Raw genomic sequence first — 17,896 nt, forward strand, 5'->3', positions numbered from 1 at the left:
GCCCTCGCGGCGGGTGCCGCGGGGGTGGGCGGCCGCCAACCCCCCCCGCCCGCGGGGGGGGGGGCGGGGGGGGGGCGCCCCCCCCGCGGGGGGGGGCCCCCCCCCCCCCCCCCCACCACTCGCTGCGGAGAGGGCAGGATTCGAACCTGCGAGGACTACAGCCCTTCCCTGCCGAGGCAGGGATCCGTTAGGCCGCTACGGCTACCTCTCCCCCTGTGCGGATCCGGTGTTTCCACCGTGTTCCGCCGTCTGCCGAAAACTATGCCAGGGGGCGGCTGACACGGTGCTGATGCGCTGCTGATGCGTCTGCGCACCGGGGGGCGCGTGGGGCGTGGGGCCGCGCGTCAGCGCCTTATCAGTCGTATGTCAACCCGCTTTGATTCAATCGGTGTTCTCTCAGCACCTCATCAGTGGCCCGGAGCGGAACAAAGGGGCGAGGCATATGACAGATTCTGGTACAGCTCTTCGGGAGCTCCGGGAATTGCCGAGGTCCGAACGGTCGGAGGCCCTTGAGTCGATCGTCGTCAAGGAGTTCAAGGACACGCTTCTCATGACGGGGGACGAGGAGTTCCCGCTGTCGGAGAGCTTCTTCGACATGGGGTTCACGTCGCTGCGGGTCACCGAGGCCAAGCAGCGTCTGGAGCGGCGTCTGGACTGTTCCATCAGTTCCAACGTCCTGTTCAACAACCCGACCGCGGAGCAGTTGATGACGTATCTGATGACCGAGGTGCTCGTCGATCTCTTCCCGGAAGGTTCTGGCGCAGATGCCTGAGCCGGCCGGGACCGGGCAGGGCGACGCCGTCGCCGTCATCGGGATCGGTCTGCGGTTTCCCGGCGGCAACGACACGCTCGACGGGTTCGCCGGCTTCCTGCGCGACGGGGGCAGCGGCATCCGTCCGCTGCCCCGGGACCGCTGGGACGTCGACGCGTTCACCGGGGACGACGACAGCGGGCCGGGGGTGATCCGTACCGCCGGGGGCGGTTTCCTGGACCGTATCGACGAGTTCGACCCGCAGTTCTTCAACATCTCCCCCAAGCAGGCGAGTTACGTCGATCCCCAGCAGCGGATCCTGCTGGAGACCGCGTGGGAGGCGCTGGAGAACGCCGGTGTCGATCCGGCCGGGGTGCGCGACGGCGGGGTGTACATCGGTGCCACGCCGTTCGACCAGGCGATGGAGCTGGACTCGGTGCCCTACGAGCGGCTCGACGCGGCGCTCGCCACGGGCATGGGCGCCTATCCGCTGTCGGGGCGGCTGTCGTACTTCCTGCGCTGGCGCGGTCCGAGCCTGACGACGGACACCGCCTGCGCGTCGTCGCTGACGGCCCTGCACATGGCGGTGGCCGGGCTGCGGGAGGGCGAGTGCGGGATCGCGCTGTGCGGCGGGGTCAACGCGCTGCACCATCCGAAGATCTTCGCGATCCTCTCGCAGGGCGGGATGCTGGCGCCCGACGGGCACTGCAAGACCTTCGACGACGCCGCGGACGGGTACGCGCGGGCCGAGGGGTGCGGGGTGCTGGTCCTCAAGCGGCTGGCCGACGCCGAACGCGACGGGGACCAGGTGCTGGCGGTGGTCCGGTCGACCGCCATCGGGCACAACGGCGAGAGCGCGGGGCTGACCGCCCCCAACGGCACCTCGCAGGAGTCGGTGATGCGGCGGGCGCTGGCCCGGGCGGGCCTGGAACCCGGGGACATCCAGTACGTGGAGGCGCACGGCACGGGCACGTCGCTGGGGGATCCCATCGAGATGGGCTCGATCAACGGCGTGTTCGGCGGCGCGCAGGGCGAGGGCGAGGCGCTGACGGTCGGCTCGGTGAAGTCGAACCTGGGGCACATGGAGCCGGTCGCCGGGATCGGCGGGATCGTGAAGGTGATCCTGCAGATGCGGGACGGCGTGTACTTCCCGCACCTGTACACCACCCCGTCGGGGCGCATCCCGTGGGAGAAGTACCCGGTGCGGATCCCGACCGCGTGTACGCCCTGGGAGGCGCCGGTGCGCCGGGCCATGGTCAACAGCTTCGGGGTGGCCGGCGCCATCGGTATCGCCGTCCTCGAACAGGCCCCCGTCCGGCCGGGGCCGGGCGGCCCGGACGGTCGGGGTCCGCACGTGTTCACCCTATCGGCCAGGAGCGAGGCGGCGCTGGAGGGGCAGATCGAGCGTCACCGCGCGTTCCTGGCGGCCGCGCCGGAGACCGACGTCGCCGACCTGTGTCTGACCCGCAACGTGGGCCGGGCGCACTTCCGTCACCGCGTCGCCGGTGTCGCCCGCACGACCGCCGACGTGGTCGGGCTGCTGGACCGTCAGGCGCGCCGGCCGGCCGGTGGCGGGCGGCGGGCGGGAGACCTGCGCAAGGTGGCGTTCCTGTTCACCGGTTCCGGGTCGCAGTACGTGGGCATGGGGGCGTCGCTGTACCGCCGCCATCCGGTGTTCCGGGAGCAGGTCGACCTGTGCGACCGGCTGTTCGCCGGGCATCTGGGCAGGTCCATCGGCGAGATCATGTTCGGTACGGCGCCGGACGCCGAGGAGCGGCTGGCGGAGACCCTGTACACCCATGCGGCGCTGTTCACGCTGGAGTACGCCCTGGCCAGGCTGTGGCAGTCCTGGGGGGTGCGGCCGAACGTGGTGCTCGGGCACAGTGTCGGCGAGGTGGCCGCGGCGACGGTGGCGGGTCTGTTCACGCCGGCCGACGGGATCGCCTTCCTGGTGGAGCGCGCCCGGCTGATCGGGTCGGTGGCGGTCCCGGGGGCGATGGTCGCGGTGGCGGCGCCCGTCTGCGAGGTGCGGCCGCTGCTGGCGGAGCTGCCCGACGCGGGGATCTGTGCCGTCAACTCCCCCCGGCAGTGCGTCGTCTCCGGTGGTGCGGCGTCGGTGGAGCGGGTCACCGGGATGCTGCGGGAGAAGGGGGTTCGGGTCACCGCGATGCGGGTGTCCTCGGCGTTCCACTCGCCGCTGATGGACACGATCCTCGATCCGCTGCGCGAGGTGCTCGAGCGCGTCGCGTTCAAGGAGCCGTCGCTGACGCTGGTGTCCTGCCTCACCGGCCGGGTGGCCACCCCCCGGGAGCTGTCCACCGCCGAGTACTGGGTGCGGCACGTGCGCGAGACGGTCGATTTCGAGGCCGCGGTCCGCACGGTGGCCGGCCGCGGGAACCACGTCTTCGTCGAGGTGGGTCCCTCCTCCGCCCTCGGGGCGCTCGCCCAGCGCTGTCTGCCGGACGGCGGGCACCGCTGGCTCACCAGTCTGCGGCCGCGTGACGAGGAGGGCCGGGCGATCCACCAGGCGCTGGCCGACGCGTACACCGCGGGGCTCGCGGTGGCCTGGCCCGCCGTGCACGAGGCGGGGGGCGGGCGCCGTATCGCCCTGCCCGCGTACGCCTTCGACCGCAAGCGGTACTGGCTGCCCGACCAGAACGGCCGGCACGGCCTCGGCACGGCCCGGCAGGCGCATCCGCTGCTGGGCGCCGAGACGCGGCCCGGGCCCGGTGAGGGGGTGCGGGAGTTCGTGACGCGGATCGGCGCGCACAGCCCGGCCTATCTCGCCGACCACACCCTGCGCGGCCGGCCGTTCATGCCCGCGGGCGCCTACGTCGAGACGGTGCTGGCGCTCATGGACGCCGTGTACGGCACCACCGCGCGGCCGGTGCGGGAACTGCGCTTCCACGAGGCGCTGTTCCTCGGCGACCGGCCGGTGGAGGTGCGCACCCGCTGCACCGAACGGGCCGGCGGGTTCGCCGACGTGGAGATCGTGAGCCGGACCGCCGGGCAGGACGGTGCCGCCGAGCGGCGGCACGCCACCGCGGTGCTCGCTCCGGCGCGGGAGTCGGTGCCGTCCGGGACCGGCCGGGACCTGCAGGTCCGGGCCTCCGCACCGGTGCGGGCGCGGGAGCGGCTGGACGCGGAGGAGGTGCGCGCGGCGTACGCGGCCGTGGGGCTGGAGTACGGTCCGCAGTTCTCCCGGGTCGTGGAGGTGTCGCGGTACGGCAAGGACTTCGCGGTCGGTGAGCTCGACGGCCGGGACATCGTGGAGGCGGAGCATCTGCCGCCGCCGCTGTTCGACGCGGCGACGCAGGCGCTGGCGGCGCTGGTGGAGCGTGAGCGGTCCTACATGGCCGTGGGTGTCTCCTGCGTGCGGGTGTTCAAGAAGCCCCGTGCGCGGCGGCTGCGGGCCGCGCTGCGGATCGGTCCGGGCGACGGCGGTGAGACGGCGTTCGTGGTGGACGCGCTGCTGATGGAGGGCAACCGGCCGGTCCTGGAGATCACGGGCATGGCCTTCCGGGAACTCGCCACGGCCCCGGCCCGGACGACGGCGTCGGCGTCGGCGTCGGCGTCGGCGTCGGCGTCGGCGTCGGCGTCAGCCGTATCGGTCCCGGAGCCGGCGAGGCGGCCGGCCACCGGCCCGGCGGGAATGCCGGCGGGGCGGGGCGGTTCCGTCGAGGCGCTGCTGCGCGAGGCCGTCGCCGATCTGCTGCGGCTGGACAGCGCCGAGGACATCGGCGCGGACACCTCCTTCCTGGACCTCGGGATGGACTCCCTGGGCGCGGCGGAACTGCGCGGCGTGCTGGAGGGCGCCCTGCATCTGTCGCTCCCGGCCCAGGTCGTCTTCGACCACCCCTCCATCGAGCAGCTCGTGGAGTTTCTGGACAAGCGGCACGCGAAGGAGCGGACATGAGTGGTCTTGAGGCGAGGACGGTCGGCGCGCGGTCCGCCCTGCACGCACGGCAGCGGCCCGACGCCGTCGCCCTGGTCGCCGAGGGGCGCGAGGTGAGTTACGGCGAGCTGCACCGGGAGAGCAACCGCAGCGCGCACGCCCTGCTGCGGGCCGGGCTCGGCCGCGGGGCCCGGGTGGCGTATCTCGGCAAGGAGTCGGAGCACTACTACGAGCTCGTCATCGCCTGCGCGAAGGCCGGGACGGTCCTGGTGCCCGTGAACTGGCGGCTGATCCGGGACGAGGTCGACCACATCCTGCGCGACTCGCGTGCGGAGATCCTCTTCGTGGAACGCGAGTTCCTGCATGTGGTGGAGCGGGTGCGGGGCGAGCTGCCGTCGCTGCGGACGGTCGTGGAGATGGACGGCGCGCAGGGGCGGGCGGCCGGCTTCCTGGACTGGAAGTCCGGTGCCCCGGACACCGACCCGGGTCTGGAGACCGACCCCGAGGACCCGATCGCCCAGATGTACACCAGCGGCACCACCGGCCTGCCCAAGGGTGTGGTGCTGCCGCACCGGTCGTTCTTCACCTTCATCGAGAACATGCAGAAGCACGGGGTGGACTGGATCGACTGGCGCCCCGGGGACCGCAGCCTGACCTGCTTCCCCGGACTGCACGCCGGCGGCTACGCCTGGTTCCTGCACTGCTTCAACGTCGGCGCCACCAGTGTCGTCATGCGGATGTTCGTCGCCGAGGAGGCGGTACGGCTCATCCGGGACGAACGGGTGACGACGGTCTGGGCGGCGCCGGCGATGCTGCAGATGATGCTGGACGAACCGGCGGCGAGCCCCACGGCGTTCACGTCCCTGCGCAAGATCGTCTACGGCGGCTCCCCCATCGACTACGAGCTGATGGTGCGCTGCGTCAAGGAGTTCGGCTGCGAACTGGCCCAGGCCTACGCCTCGGCGGAGACCGGAAGCTTCGTGACCTGCCTGACGCCGGCCGAGCACATCCCCGGCAGCCCGCTGATGGCCTCCGCCGGCCGGGTGTGCCCGGGCAACGAGGTCAAGATCGTCGACGAGGACGGCACCGAGCTGCCGGCCGGGCGGACGGGACGGATCTGCCTGCGCAGCCCCGCCCGGTTCGCGGAGTACTGGCAGCAGCCCGAGGCGACCCGCAAGATGATCAGGGGCGACTGGCTGTACATGGGGGACGCCGGCTATCTCGACGCGGACGGCTATCTGTTCCTCCGGGACCGGATCAACGACACGATCATCGTCGCGGGGCAGAACATCTACCCGGTGGAGATCGAGATCGCGCTGCGCGGGTTCCCCGCGGTCGAGGACGTCGCCGTGTTCGGTGTGAGCGACCCCCGCTGGGGCGAGGTCGTCCGGGCCGCGGTGGTGTGCCGTCCGGGTACGGCGCGGCCGACCGAACGCGAGCTGATGCGCTATCTGCGCGGGCGGATCGCCGACTACAAGATCCCGGGCGGCTATGTGTTCCTGGACAGCCTGCCGCGCAACCCGACCGGCAAGGTGCTGCGCCGGGTCCTGCGCGACCGGTACGCCGGTGAGCCGGCCGGGCAGCAGTGAGCCCGGACCTGCGGGCGCGGCGGAGCACGGCCGGGTGGCTGCGCCCGGCCGGTTCCGATCCCGACGCGCGGGCGGCGCTCTTCCTCTTCCACTACAGCGGCGGCGGCGTGTCGATGTACAGCCGGTGGCCCGGTTTCCTGCCGCCGAGCGTGGAGTGCCGGCGCGTGCAGCTGCCGGGCCGTCAGGACCGGCTGGAGGAGCTCGCGTTCACCGAGCTCGCCCCGCTCGTCACCGCGCTGTGCGAGGTGATCTCCCGGGAGCTCGACGGCCGGCCCTACGCGCTGTTCGGGCACTCCATGGGGGCGCTGCTCGCCTACCGGGTGGCCGTCGCGATGGAGGCCCGCGGGCCGCGGCCCGCGCTCCTGGGTGTGTCGGGCTGGGCGCCGGAAGGGTTCTCGATGCCCGGCCGGGCCCTCGTCGAGGGGCCCGCCGAGGGGATCGTCGCGCTGCTGCGCGAGCTGGGCACCCTGCCCGGCGGGGACCTGGACCCTGAGCTGTCGGCGCGGGTGGTGGCGAGCATGCGGGCCGACCTCGCCGTGTGCGCCGGCTACCGGGACGACCGGGCCCGGGTCGGCTGCCCGCTGGTGGCCTACGGCGGCCGCGACGACCCCTACCTCGCGCCCGGTGCCCTGCGGTCCTGGGCGTCGCGCGGTGACGGCTTCCTCGGCGTCCGTGAGTTTCCCGGCGGCCACTTCTTCATCCATGACCACGGCCCCGGGATCGCGATGGACCTGGTGCAGCTGCTGCACCGGCACATCGCGGGCTGACCCCCGTTCCATCCATCGATCAGGAGGACATCATGGCGCTGCCCACTCCGAACCGGCTGGCGGAGGCGTACGTCAAGCTGTGGAACGAACCCGACCCGGACCTGAGGCGGAAGGGCGTCGAGAAGCTGTACGCCGCGGACGCCACGTACATCATGTACCGGCGTGACCCGTTCCACGGCCATGACGTCATCACCGAGCAGATCAAGTACACCTACGACATCTACTTCCCGCTCGGCTACCACTTCCAGTCGTGCTACAACGCCGTCGGGCACCACAACCTCGTGCGGTTCAACTGGGTGATGATCTCGGACGAGACGGCCGAGGTGGAGATGGCGGGTCAGAACACGGTCCTGCTCACCGAGGACGGCCGGATCCAGGCCGACTACCAGTTCCACGAGAAGATCCCCACCGCGTTCGTCTACAACGACGGCTACGAGGAGACCGGGGTGGTGACCCGGCCGGCCAAGCCCACGCTGGTGGGTCACTGATCCGCGGGGGCCCGGGCTTCGGCACCGGGCCCCTGTAAGCCTTCGGGGCGTCCGGCACGCGGTGCCGGGCGCCCTTTCGGCGTGGCCCGGGCATCACCGGGGCGTCGTCCGGGCATCGCCGGTGCGTTGTCCGGGTGTTGTCCGGGGTGTTGTCCGGGTGTTGTGCCGTGGGCCGGTGGACGCGTCGCCGCGGCCCGGTGGACGCGGCCGGTCCGGTGGACGCGGCCGGTCCGGTGGACGCGCGGGACCCTATGGGCGTACGGCCGGCCGGTGGACGTACGGCCGCCCGGCGCGGTGGAGGCACCGGGCCGGGCGGGGGTGTGGGTGGGGGTGGGGGTGGGGGGCGGTCAGGCGGCGAGTGCCGGTTGCAGCGGGGGGTCGCCGAGGGTCCGGTCCGGGCGCAGGACGCGCAGTTCCTGGTGCCACAGTTCGTAGACGAGCAGCGCCCACAGGGCTTCGGCGCGGCCCGGGGAGGGCTCCTGGAGCTGGTCGGCGAGCAGGGACTTCACGGCGACCGGGTCGAGCCGGCCGTCGGCGCGCAGGCGGCCGGCGGCGAGTGTGTCGTGGGCCAGTTCCATCAGCGGGGTGCCGGGCCGGAGCATCGTCTCGGGCAGGCAGGCGCGGGCGGTGCGGGGGCGGGCCGGCGGGGTCGCGGGCCGCGGCGCGTGCCCGGCTCCGTGCGGTCCGGGGCGGGTTGCGCTGTCGGGCGGCCGGGAGGTCAGGGTGGCCGGCTGGAGGTAGGGCAGCCGTGCCTGGACGGCCCAGGCGGCGCTCAGGTGGTCGAGGCGGCGCAGGTGGCGGGCGGGGAGCAGCCGGCCGGTCTCGAAGGCGGTGACGGCGGTGGCGCGGTCGGCCGGGCCGGCGGCGAGGGCGGCGGCCAGGTGGTCGGCGGCTGTTCCGCGGGAGCGCACGTGGTGCAGGTATTCGGGTGTGTAGAGGGTCTCGCGCAGGGAGCGGGGCACGGCGGCCAGTGAGGCGACGTAGGGCGGGATCCAGTGGCCGGGGTGGGGGCCGGCAGGCCGGGGGCCTGGGGCGTGCGGGGTGGCGCCTTCCGGGCTCAGGGCGGCGGTGAAGCCGGCCGCTCTGACGGCCCGGAAGGCGGCGTAGGTGGTGAGGGCGGCGGGGTCGGCGTGGGGCTGGCCCAGGTGCCAGACGGTGCGGGGCAGGAGTTCGGGGAGGTCCGCGGGGCCGATGACGACGTCGTGGTGGACGGCGCCGTCGCGGCGGGCCACGAGGCCTGCCGGGGTGTGGACGGCGCTGGAGCGGCGGGTGCTGTAGGAGACGTGGAAGCTGTGCAGGGGCGGGGCGTCGAGGTGTTTGCGGTGCCGGGCCGCGGCGGCGGTGAGCAGGCGGGAGGCGGGGTCGTCGGTGGTGACCGCGCAGACGGGTACGTCGGCGTGGGCGAGCCGGCCGGCTTCTTCCTGCAGGGCGGTGTCGTCGGGCGGGCCGGCGGGGGGTGTGGGGGTGGGGCGCCGCCACACGCGCAGTCCGCTGCCGGCCTCGGCGACGGCGAGGGCGGCGGGCGGCAGGGTCCGGATGCCTTCGAGGGCGGTCCGGGTGCCGGGGCAGGTGCCGGTGGTGAGGTATTCGTCGAGGCCCGAGTCGCGTTCGCGGGCGGGGACCTGGGAGAAGGCCAGCAGTGCGGGGAGTTCGGAGGCGAGGTGGACCTGGCCGTCGGGGCCGCAGTGGTAGTAGAGGGTCTTGATGCCCTGGTCGTCGGTGGCCAGGACCAGCCGGGGCCGGGCGCGCAGGTCGACCAGGGCGATGGCGAACATGCCTTGCAGGTGCTGGGCGAAGCCGGTGCCGTACTCGGCGTAGAGGGCGGGCAGCAGGGCGCCGTCGCAGTGGTCGGTGAGGCGGTGGCCGCGGGCCCTGAGCCGGCGGCGCAGGCCGTGGTGGTTGTAGATCTCTCCGTCGAGGACGGCGACGATGCCCGGCAGGTGGGGCAGGCGGTAGGGCTGGCGGCCGGTTTCGGGGGCGGTGGCGGCGAGTCTGTTGCAGCCCAGTGCCCACCCCCGTCCCTTGGCGATGCCCCGGCCGTCCCGGCCTCCGTGGGCCTGGCGGCTGGAGGCCGCGGCGAGTTCGGTGTCGGCGGGCGTGGCGGCGAACGAGGCGAAGATCCTGGACACGATGGGCTCCTCGGGTTCCATCGGTCCTCGATGGAGATCGTCGGGTCGGGGGTGCGGCGGCCGGCACGCGGTGGCGCTCGGATGGCGGCCGGGTGGCGGCCGTCGGCTGTCAGGGGGTGATGGTGAGGCGGGTGAGGACGGTGCGGATCTCCTCGACGGTGCGGTCGACGTCGGCCTGTGCGGTGCGCCAGGAGGTGACGGAGATGCGCATGGCGACGGCGCCGTCCCAGGTCGTCTCCCCGAACCAGCAGACGCCGCCGGCCTGGAGCTGTGCGATGACCTTGCGGGTGAGGGTGTCGTCGTCGCCGAAGCGGACCAGGACCTGGTTGAGGACGGCGTCGTTGAGGATCCGCACATGCGGCAGGTCCCGCAGCTGGGTGACGAAGCTGCGGGCGTGGGCGCAGCAGCGGTCGATCATGTCGGCGACGCCGGTGCGGCCCAGGGTGCGCAGGGCGGCCCAGACGGGCAGGCTGCGGGCGCGGCGGGAGAGTTCGGGGACCCATTCGATGGGGTCGCGTTCGCCGGGGACTCCGGCGGGGAGGTAGTCGGCGCGGGTGTGGAGCATGGCGGCCTGGTGGGCCTGGGGGTGGGCGACGAAGACGAGTCCGCAGTCGTAGGGGACGTTGAGCCATTTGTGGGCGTCGGTGGCCCAGGAGTCGGCGCGTTCGGTGCCGGCGACGAGGGGGCGCAGGGTGGGGCTGGCGGCGGCCCACAGGCCGAAGGCGCCGTCCACGTGGACCCAGGCGGAGTGGCGGTGGGCGATGTCGCAGATGTCGCCGACGGGGTCGATGGCTCCGGTGTTGACGTCGCCGATCTGGGCGCAGACGATGGCGGGTCCGTCGGCGGCGGCCAGGAGGTGTTCGAGGTCGTCGGGGCGCATGCGGCCTTCGGGGTCGGAGGGCACGACGTGGATCTGGTCGGTGCCGAAGCCGAGGTTGCGCAGGGCGAGGTCGACGGTGAGGTGGCGTTGTTCGCCGACGAGGATGCGCAGGGGCGGGGCCTGGTGCAGGCCGCGGCGTTCCATGTCCCAGCCGGCTTGGGCGAGGACGTGGTGGCGGGCGGCGGCGAGTGCGGTCAGGTGGGCCATGGCGCAGCCGGTGGGGAAGCCGACGGAGGTGTGGGCGGGGAGGCCGAGGAGGTCGATGAGCCAGCCGGCGGCGATGTGTTCGGCGGTGGCGGCGGCGGGGCCGAGGTCGAAGATGCCGCTGTTCTGATCCCAGGCGGTGGTGATCCAGTCGGCGGCGATGGCGACGGGCAGGGTGCCGCCGACGACGTAGCCGAAGTAGCGGGGGCCGGAGCTGGCGACGACGCCGCCCTCGGCCGCGGCCCGGCCGAGGAGGTCGATGGTGTCGGCGGGTGGGGCGGGGTGTTCGGGCAGGGGGCCGCCGAGCAGTTTCATGAGTTCGTCGGCTCCGGCGGTGGCACCGACGTGCCGCCGGGGCAGTCCGGCCAGGTAGTCCATGGCCTGCCCGGCCGCGCGTGCCAGGATTTCCCTTTCACCACGATTCATTTCACCGAAGTTAAGTCATGGCTGCTGACCCGGCGCTGACAGGTGTATTGCGGGTGGGGGGCGGATTTCAGGGTCAGTTGAGCGTCAGGCCGATGTCAGTCGGCTGCTGACATACTCCTTCGACGACGGCCGTCCCGTCCGTGCATACATCGTTCAGGGAGGGTGTGCGGCGATGCGATTCCTTGCCTCCGCGCATGAAGCGTGTGAGAAATTCCATCCGGGTCTGGAGGCGGCTCTCGAGGCTGTGCCGCTGGCCGAACGCGAGGCCGTGGACAGTCCGGTGCTGGAGATCTTCCGGGCCCATGGCGGTGCGGGTCTGCTGGTGCCGGAGGCGTTCGGCGGGCAGGGGGCCGATCCGCTGGGCGCGGTGCGTGCGCAGCGGGCGCTCGGGGCGCTGTCGCCGTCGCTGGGGGTGGCGACGGTGATGCACCATTTCACCGTGGCCATGCTGTTCAGCCTGGCGGAGACGGCCGACCGGCTGACGGCGGCGCAGCGCAAGCTGCTGGCGTCGATCGCGGCGGACGGGCTGCTGCTGTCCTCGGCGTGGGCGGAGGGGCGTGCGGACCAGAACATCCTGCTGCCGTCGGTGGTGGCCGAGCCGGCGGGCGACGGGTACCGGGTCAACGGTGAGAAGAAGCCGTGCAGTCTGTCGCAGGCGATGGATCTGCTGACCGCGAGTGTGGCGGTGGTCGACGGGGAGGGCCGGCAGAGTCTGGCGCTGCTGCTGATCCCGGCGGACTCCCCCGGGATCAGTGTCGAGCCGTTCTGGGGGACGCCGGTGCTGGCGGCCGCGCAGAGCGATCTGGTGCGGCTGACGGATGTGATGGTGCCGCGGGAGCTGGTCATCAGCAGTACTCCGGAGGACCAGCGGCGGCTGGACGATCTGCAGACGGCCGGGTTCACGTGGTTCGAGCTGCTGGTGACGTCGGCGTACACGGGTGTGGCGGCGGCGCTGGTGAGCCGGGTGCTGGAGGCCGGCCGGGGAAGCGTGAGCGACCGGGCGGCGCTGGGGGTGCGTCTGCAGGCGGCGGTGGACCTGCAGGAGGGTGCCGCGCGGGCGGTCGCGGACGGGGTCGGGGGCGACGAGGCGGTGGCCTCGGTGCTGGTGGCCCGGTACGCGAGCCAGGATCTGCTGGCGGGTGCGGTGGACGCGGCGACGGAGATGCTCGGCGGGATGTCGTTCGTCGGCTCTCCCGATGTCGCCTACCTCGCGTCGGCGGTGCGGGCGCTGGCCTTCCATCCGCCGTCGCGCGGCAGTCTCGCGGCGCAATTGGTCGCGTATTTCGAGGGGAATCCGCTGCACCTGTCCTGATCTTCCCGTCCACCGTCACGTGCCGAATTTTCCGGAGGGAACCGTGGATCAAAAGAATCCGTTCGAGACGCCGAACACGTTCCGGTTGCACCGGGCTGAATATCTTGTGGGTTTCGTGCTGTCGATCGTGCTGATCGTCGTTCATTTCGGAGAGATCCGCTGGATCCCGTTCATCGCGCTGTTCGCCTACATCGATCTGATCGGTTACATCCCCGGGGCGATCGCGTTCCGCAGGAGTGCCGACGGGCGGATCTCCAAGGTCTACTACGTGCTGTACAACAGCATGCACAGTCTGGTGACGCAGAGTGCGGTGGTGGGGCTGTGGCTGTGGCTGGTGGGGCCGGAGTGGGCGCTGTTGGCGATCCCGTTCCATGTGCTGGGTGACCGGGGGCTGTTCGGGAACTTCCTGAAGCCGTTCGGGCTTCCCTTCGAGCCGGTGGCCGAGCCGTTGTACGCCCAGATCGCGTCGGCGGTGCGGGCGCGTGGTGAGGTGGCCGGGGGCCGGGTGCCGGGGCCGGCGGCCGGCGGGCGTGCTCCGGGTGTCGCGCAGGAAGCCGGGCTGTGAATTCGACGCCTTCCGCCGCGGTGGCCACGGCCCGCGGGATGCCGGACGCCGGTTCCGACGAGGAGGGGCGGCGGGCGCTGCGCCGGTTCGCGTCGGGGGTGTGTGTGCTGACCGTCCATCATGACGGGCTGCGGCACGGCACCACGGTCAGCGCGCTGGTGGCGATCTCCCGCAAGCCCCTGGTGCTGGGGGCCTGTCTGCAGTCGTCGTCGGCGTTTACCGCCCTGGCCTGCGAGGCGGGTGCTTTTTCGGTCAATGTCCTCTCCAGTGAGCAGGCGTCGGTGGCGCGGCAGTTCGCGGCGCCCGGCCGTGAGCGGGGCGACGCGCAGTTCGCCGGGGTGGAGTGGAGCACGGACGGTCTGACGGGTGCGCCGTTGATCGAGGGCTGTCTGGCCCATATGGCGTGTGCGCTCACCGGGGACCAGGAGATCGGCGATCACCATCTGCTGACGGCGGAGGTGCTGGCCGGGGATCTGGCCCGGGGGGCTCCGCTGCTGGCGTACGCCGGGCAGCTGTGGCACGAGGGGCTGTCGGCCCTGGATCCCGACGACACCTGAGAACGCCGTGAGATCTCTGAGGAGAAGGAGTGGACTGCGATGGCCGCTGACATACCCGTCGAGGCGGACTGGGACGAGGCACCGGGGCTGCTGGAGGGGGCCGGTTCGCTGGCGCTGACGGTCGAGCAGTGCGATCTGGCGTACTGGTTCTCCGCGGTGGCCCAGGGCACGCTGCGTGGCCGGCCGCTGGGGTACGCGCCGTCGGCGCTGACGCCGGAGCACATGCGTGAGCCGGGTCCGCTGCGTGAGGCGCTGCGGCTGGAGCTGGCCTACCGGGCGCTGGACGAGGAGGCCGCGACCAAGGTGCTGGCCGACTACGTGGCCACCGCGCCGGGGGTGGCGGAGCTGGAGTTCTTCTCGACCCAGCTGATGGACGAGGCGCGGCATCACATGATCTTCCGTAACCACCTGGTCGATCTGGGGGTGCCGGCGGACGGGCTGATGCCGTGGATCCGTGAGGTCGGTGTGGACTACGAGGCGCAGATCCTGCGGCCGATCAAGGAGTTCGCCCAGACCGTGGTGCGGGAGGAGGGCGACTTCATCGGCGGGGTGGTGGCGTTCGCCGTCATCATCGAGGGGGTGCTGGCGGCGTCCACCGAGCTCAGTGAGCGCAAGTGGGGGGTCCTGGACCCGGTCGCCGGGGAGATCGCCCGGGGGGCCGCGATCGACGAGATCCGTCATCTCGCGGTCGGCAGTTCGATCGTGCGTGAGCATCTGATCGAGCATCCGGAGGACCGTGAGCACATCATGGGGGTCCTGCGCCGCGGCCGGGAGCTGTGGGGGGAGATCAACGACCGTGAGTTCGTCATGCACCGTGAGGAACTCTTCCAGGAAGGCATGCTTCAGCACCGGGAACTGCTGACGGATTTCGAACTGTTCCCCGGATGCCGGATGCTGGACACCACTCCGCAGTCGCGGTGGGACCTCGCGGCCCGCTGGAATGACGAACTGGCCGAATCTCGTCTGAAATACATGGGGATCCCGGAGGCCATCGATCTTCTGCGTGCACGGGCTCCGCGCATCCTGTAGACATTTTCCGCATCACACGTGCCTGTGGCGGTCGGTCGTCCGGTGTTCCCGGGCGGCCGGCTGCTGTGCGGCACGGATCCGGCACGGAGTTGATCCGCAACAGGAGGAACAAGAGATGGCCATCCAGATCGGGAACGTCTGTGTCGACACCAACGACCTGAAGCGTGCCTCTGAGTTCTGGCAGGCGGTGACCGGGTACAAGATTTCGTCGTCGGACGATTCCACGGTGTACTTCGAGGACCCGGAGCAGAAGGCGGCCGGTCTGTCGCTGCAGCTGGTTCCCGAGAAGGCGGAGGGAAAGAACCGTCTGCACCTGGATCTTTTCACCGGTGATCTGGCCGGTGAGGTGGAGCGGGTGAAGGGTCTGGGTGCCACCGAGGTCGGTTCTTTCGACGGCTGGGTGGTGCTGAAGGACCTGGACGGCAACGAGTTCTGTATCTGTGCGGCCTGACGGCCGGCGGCTCATGGTGTGACGGCGGTCCGGCACGGGTGTGCCGGGCCGCCGTCGCGTTGCCGCACGGTGGGCGCGGTGGCCGGGCCCGTTTTTCCGGGCGTGCGGAAGGGCCGCGGGAAAAGCCGCGGGAAAGGGCTGCGGGAAAAGCGTGGGAAAGGTTGCGGGAAAGGCGTGGGAGAGGCGTGGGGATGAACCGTGGGTTCGCTCTGTTCGACACCGTGATCGGGGTCTGCGGGATCGCCTGGAGCGAGCGGGGGGTGACCTGTGTGCAGCTGCCGGACGGCGACCGTGGCCGGACCGTGGAGCGGCTGCTGCGTGTGGTGCCGGGGACGCCGGAGGGGGTGCCGCCGGCCGCGGTGCGCGGGGCCGTCGCCGGTGTGGTGCGGCAGTTGCGCGGGGAGCCGGGCGGGCTGGCCTCGGTGGAGCTGGACATGTCGGGGGTGCCGGCGTTCGGGCGGCGGGTCTACGAGACGGTCCGGGCGGTTCCCGCGGGTGAGAGCGTGACGTACGCGGCGGTGGCCGAGCGGATGGGGCGGCCGGAGGCGGCGCGGGCGGTGGGCCGGGCGCTGGCCCGTAATCCGTTCGCGCTGGTCGTGCCCTGTCACCGGGTGGTGCCGGCGGGCGGCCGGACCGGCGGGGCCGGTGGGGCCTGGGCGGGCGGCGGCGTCACGAGGAGGCCGGGGCTGCGGGCGCTCGAGAGCGCCGCCCGGACGGCGGCAGCCGGCGGTGCGGCAGCCGGGGGTCCGGCAGCCGGCGGGCCGGGGCAGGGTGCGGGGTACGGCTACGGGTTCGATCCGGGTACCGCGGTCGCCTATCTGCGTGCCTCGGATCCGGGGCTGGCCGCGGTGATGGACCGTACGGGTCCGTTCGCGATGCCGCTGAACGCGGCGGCGAGCGTGTTCGCCGCGCTCGCCGAGGCGATCGTCCACCAGCAGCTGTCGACGAAGGCGGCGGCGACGATCCACGGCCGGCTGCGCGGGCTGTTCCCCGGTGCGGGCGGGCTGTCGGCGGAGCACGTCCTCGGGGCGGACGACGAACTGCTGCGGTCCGCGGGCCTGTCACGGCCCAAGGTGGCCTCGCTGCGCGACCTGGCCCACCGGGTGGACACCGGGATGCTGCCGGAGGTGGAAGCGATCCGGGAGATGGAGGACGAGGCGGTCGTCGCGTGTCTGTCGTCGGTGCGCGGCATCGGCAGGTGGACGGCCCAGATGTTCCTGATGTTCCGTCTGGGCCGGCCGGACGTGCTGCCGGTGGACGATCTGGGCCTGCGGCACGGCTTCTCGATCGCCTTCGGCGGGACGGCTCCGGCCGGCGTCGAGGAGATCGAGAAACGCGGTGCGCTGTGGCGTCCGTTCCGCTCGGTGGCGTGCTGGTACCTGTGGGAGGCGCTGGAGGAGGCCAGGCGGGGGCCGTCGAGCTGAACTCCGGCGGCCCCGGACCCCCCTTGTGGGCGCGGTGGTGCGGTTACTCGGGCACGGACTCGATCGCCGCCGCGCGCAGCAGGGCGTCGAGTTCGGCGAGTGCTTCGTCGGCGGCGGCTCCGGCCTCTTCGTCGTCGGGAGCCGCGGCCACCGCTCCGAACAGTTCGAAGACGTGCTGCCCAGCGGACTCGATCCGGTCGGACATCTCTGGAACACTCCTCGTCGTCTCGGGCTTGCCGAAAAGCGCGTTCGAATCGTCACACCGCGTTGCAGGCACGGAAGATGTGCACGAGTGCCGGAATGCTCGCGCCGTTCTGGAAGGCCACGTATTCCGGGAGGATGATGTCGGGGGCCCACTTCTCCTTGTAGGCGAGCTGGGTCTGTGCCGGGTAGACGGCTTCGCCGTGGCGCCACAGGTGGCCCATGAACCAGTGGAAGGCCTCGCTGTGTCCGGGCAGCTGGGGGCGCACCTGCAGCGAGGTGAAGGGCGTGAACCCGAAGTGGAGGTAGCGGGTGCCCTCGGCCTTGAAGGTGTCGATGGCGGTCTTGTTGATGGCCTCCATCACTCCGGGGGGCGCGTCGGGGTGGCGGCGGGTCAGGTCGTGGAGCCAGCCGGCCTGGGCGCCGTAGACGGGTGAGTAGGTGATGTAGCCGACGAGCCGGCCGTCCAGGACGCCGACGAACAGCCGGCGCAGGGACTGGTACTCGCCGCCGTACTGGCCGATCAGGAACTCGAGCGGTTTGGCTCCCTCGCCCTTCGTGCCGAGCCAGCTCTTGTCGAGTTCCTGCATCTGGTCGTACCAGGGGGCGAGGGGGACCTCGCTGATCTTCAGGCCGCTGCGCAGGGAGCGGGATATCTTGTTGCGGAGTTGCATGAACGCCGTGCCGCGCAGGGTGAATCCGTCGAGGTCGATGGCGTACGAGGCGCCCATCTGATTGACGGTGAATCCCTGCTGGAGGTAGGGGTCGGTGTCGGCTCCCTGGAGTTGCACGGTGACGATCCGGCGGTTCTGCGCGCCGGCGTGTGCGACGAATTGCTGGAGCAGTCGTGCACGGGATTCGGCCGGTGCGAACGGTCCGCCGAACTGGACCAGATATCGTCCCGCCGTGCGGTAGACGATGACTCCCGGCGAATCCGCCGATTCGAAGTAGCTGTTTCCGCTGTTGACCGCGAGGAAAGCACTCGGATTGTCTGCGATCGTGTATCTCTGAATGGCGTCGAGTGCCTTGTTGGACTCGGTGATGGCGGTAGCCATGCTCACCTCCGTTCTCGTCGGATCATGGCCTCTCGGCATTCCTTCAGTTATCGCACAGCCGTCGACGGGTCCACAAGGCTTTGTGGAGCTCCAGCCAGGTCAGTTGTGCGTCAGCGGCATGTCAGGAGCGGGCTACTAGCATGTACGTGGCCGATGCCGGAGGGGCTGCGCAA

General features: G+C 71.8%; 15 protein-coding genes and 1 tRNA gene. 11 read left to right on the forward strand and 5 right to left on the reverse strand.

Annotated elements, in window-relative coordinates; genetic code table 11:
- Positions 1–125: 125 nt before the first annotated feature.
- A tRNA-OTHER gene (locus ACIPRD_RS32250) sits at positions 126–211 on the reverse strand.
- A gap of 270 nt (positions 212–481) precedes the next feature.
- On the opposite strand from ACIPRD_RS32250, the gene ACIPRD_RS32255 reads away from it, so the two are divergent.
- The 5 genes from ACIPRD_RS32255 to ACIPRD_RS32275 are packed head-to-tail and all read left to right on the forward strand — an operon-like array spanning position 482 to position 7,490.
- On the forward strand, positions 482–772 hold the full coding sequence (locus ACIPRD_RS32255; RefSeq protein WP_401568250.1) for an acyl carrier protein: 291 nt from the start codon (positions 482–484) through the stop codon (positions 770–772).
- The gene (locus ACIPRD_RS32260) at positions 765–4,667 is read left to right on the forward strand and encodes a type I polyketide synthase (protein ID WP_401568252.1); all 3,903 of its coding nucleotides are present in this window, start codon (positions 765–767) and stop codon (positions 4,665–4,667) included. Before ACIPRD_RS32255 ends, ACIPRD_RS32260 begins: the two co-directional genes overlap by 8 nt.
- Positions 4,664–6,235: a long-chain-fatty-acid--CoA ligase gene (locus ACIPRD_RS32265; RefSeq protein WP_356409714.1), complete on the forward strand. Its 1,572-nt coding sequence runs from the start codon at positions 4,664–4,666 to the stop codon at positions 6,233–6,235. Before ACIPRD_RS32260 ends, ACIPRD_RS32265 begins: the two co-directional genes overlap by 4 nt.
- Positions 6,232–7,002, forward strand: a complete 771-nt coding sequence (locus ACIPRD_RS32270) for a thioesterase II family protein (protein ID WP_401568254.1) — start codon at positions 6,232–6,234, stop codon at positions 7,000–7,002. Before ACIPRD_RS32265 ends, ACIPRD_RS32270 begins: the two co-directional genes overlap by 4 nt.
- A 32-nt stretch (positions 7,003–7,034) precedes the next feature.
- Complete coding sequence (locus ACIPRD_RS32275; RefSeq protein WP_356409720.1) at positions 7,035–7,490, forward strand: nuclear transport factor 2 family protein; 456 nt, start codon at positions 7,035–7,037, stop codon at positions 7,488–7,490.
- A gap of 347 nt (positions 7,491–7,837) precedes the next feature.
- Here the strand turns inward: ACIPRD_RS32275 and ACIPRD_RS32280 are convergent, their stop codons facing one another.
- Entirely contained in the window at positions 7,838–9,619 is a 1,782-nt protein-coding gene (locus tag ACIPRD_RS32280; protein ID WP_401568257.1) for an asparagine synthetase B family protein, read from the reverse strand.
- A gap of 109 nt (positions 9,620–9,728) precedes the next feature.
- Positions 9,729–11,129 carry a pyridoxal phosphate-dependent decarboxylase family protein gene (locus tag ACIPRD_RS32285; RefSeq protein WP_401568259.1) on the reverse strand — a complete coding sequence of 467 codons (1,401 nt, stop codon included), beginning with the start codon at positions 11,127–11,129 and terminating at the stop codon, positions 9,729–9,731.
- 172 nt (positions 11,130–11,301) lie between these two features.
- Between ACIPRD_RS32285 and ACIPRD_RS32290 the strand changes: the two genes are divergently transcribed.
- From ACIPRD_RS32290 to ACIPRD_RS32315, 6 genes are all read left to right on the forward strand, one after another.
- Positions 11,302–12,441: an acyl-CoA dehydrogenase family protein gene (locus ACIPRD_RS32290; protein ID WP_401568262.1), complete on the forward strand. Its 1,140-nt coding sequence runs from the start codon at positions 11,302–11,304 to the stop codon at positions 12,439–12,441.
- 43 nt (positions 12,442–12,484) lie between these two features.
- Positions 12,485–13,006, forward strand: coding sequence for a hypothetical protein (locus ACIPRD_RS32295; protein ID WP_356409732.1), 522 nt, complete (start codon positions 12,485–12,487; stop codon positions 13,004–13,006).
- Positions 13,003–13,563, forward strand: a complete 561-nt coding sequence (locus tag ACIPRD_RS32300) for a flavin reductase family protein (RefSeq protein WP_356409734.1) — start codon at positions 13,003–13,005, stop codon at positions 13,561–13,563. The genes ACIPRD_RS32295 and ACIPRD_RS32300 overlap by 4 nt, the downstream gene beginning before the upstream one ends.
- Before the next feature lie 39 nt (positions 13,564–13,602).
- Complete coding sequence (locus ACIPRD_RS32305; RefSeq protein ID WP_356409736.1) at positions 13,603–14,592, forward strand: VlmB-like protein; 990 nt, start codon at positions 13,603–13,605, stop codon at positions 14,590–14,592.
- 115 nt (positions 14,593–14,707) lie between these two features.
- Positions 14,708–15,043 (forward strand): VOC family protein, encoded by a 336-nt coding sequence (locus ACIPRD_RS32310; protein ID WP_356409739.1) that lies wholly within the window; start codon positions 14,708–14,710, stop codon positions 15,041–15,043.
- 191 nt (positions 15,044–15,234) lie between these two features.
- On the forward strand, positions 15,235–16,467 hold the full coding sequence (locus tag ACIPRD_RS32315) for a methylated-DNA--[protein]-cysteine S-methyltransferase (protein ID WP_401568267.1): 1,233 nt from the start codon (positions 15,235–15,237) through the stop codon (positions 16,465–16,467).
- A gap of 43 nt (positions 16,468–16,510) precedes the next feature.
- Here ACIPRD_RS32315 and ACIPRD_RS32320 read toward each other — a convergent pair whose 3' ends face one another.
- Positions 16,511–16,672, reverse strand: coding sequence for a hypothetical protein (locus ACIPRD_RS32320; protein WP_356409744.1), 162 nt, complete (start codon positions 16,670–16,672; stop codon positions 16,511–16,513).
- 52 nt (positions 16,673–16,724) lie between these two features.
- A complete protein-coding gene (locus ACIPRD_RS32325; RefSeq protein ID WP_356409746.1) occupies positions 16,725–17,723 on the reverse strand; it encodes a DUF2156 domain-containing protein in 999 nt (332 codons plus the stop codon).
- Between the last annotated feature and the right edge of the window lie 173 nt (positions 17,724–17,896).

Origin of the sequence: Streptomyces sp. NPDC090108 (genome assembly GCF_044747185.1) — a bacterium.
Taxonomy (GTDB): Bacteria; Actinomycetota; Actinomycetes; order Streptomycetales; family Streptomycetaceae; genus Streptomyces.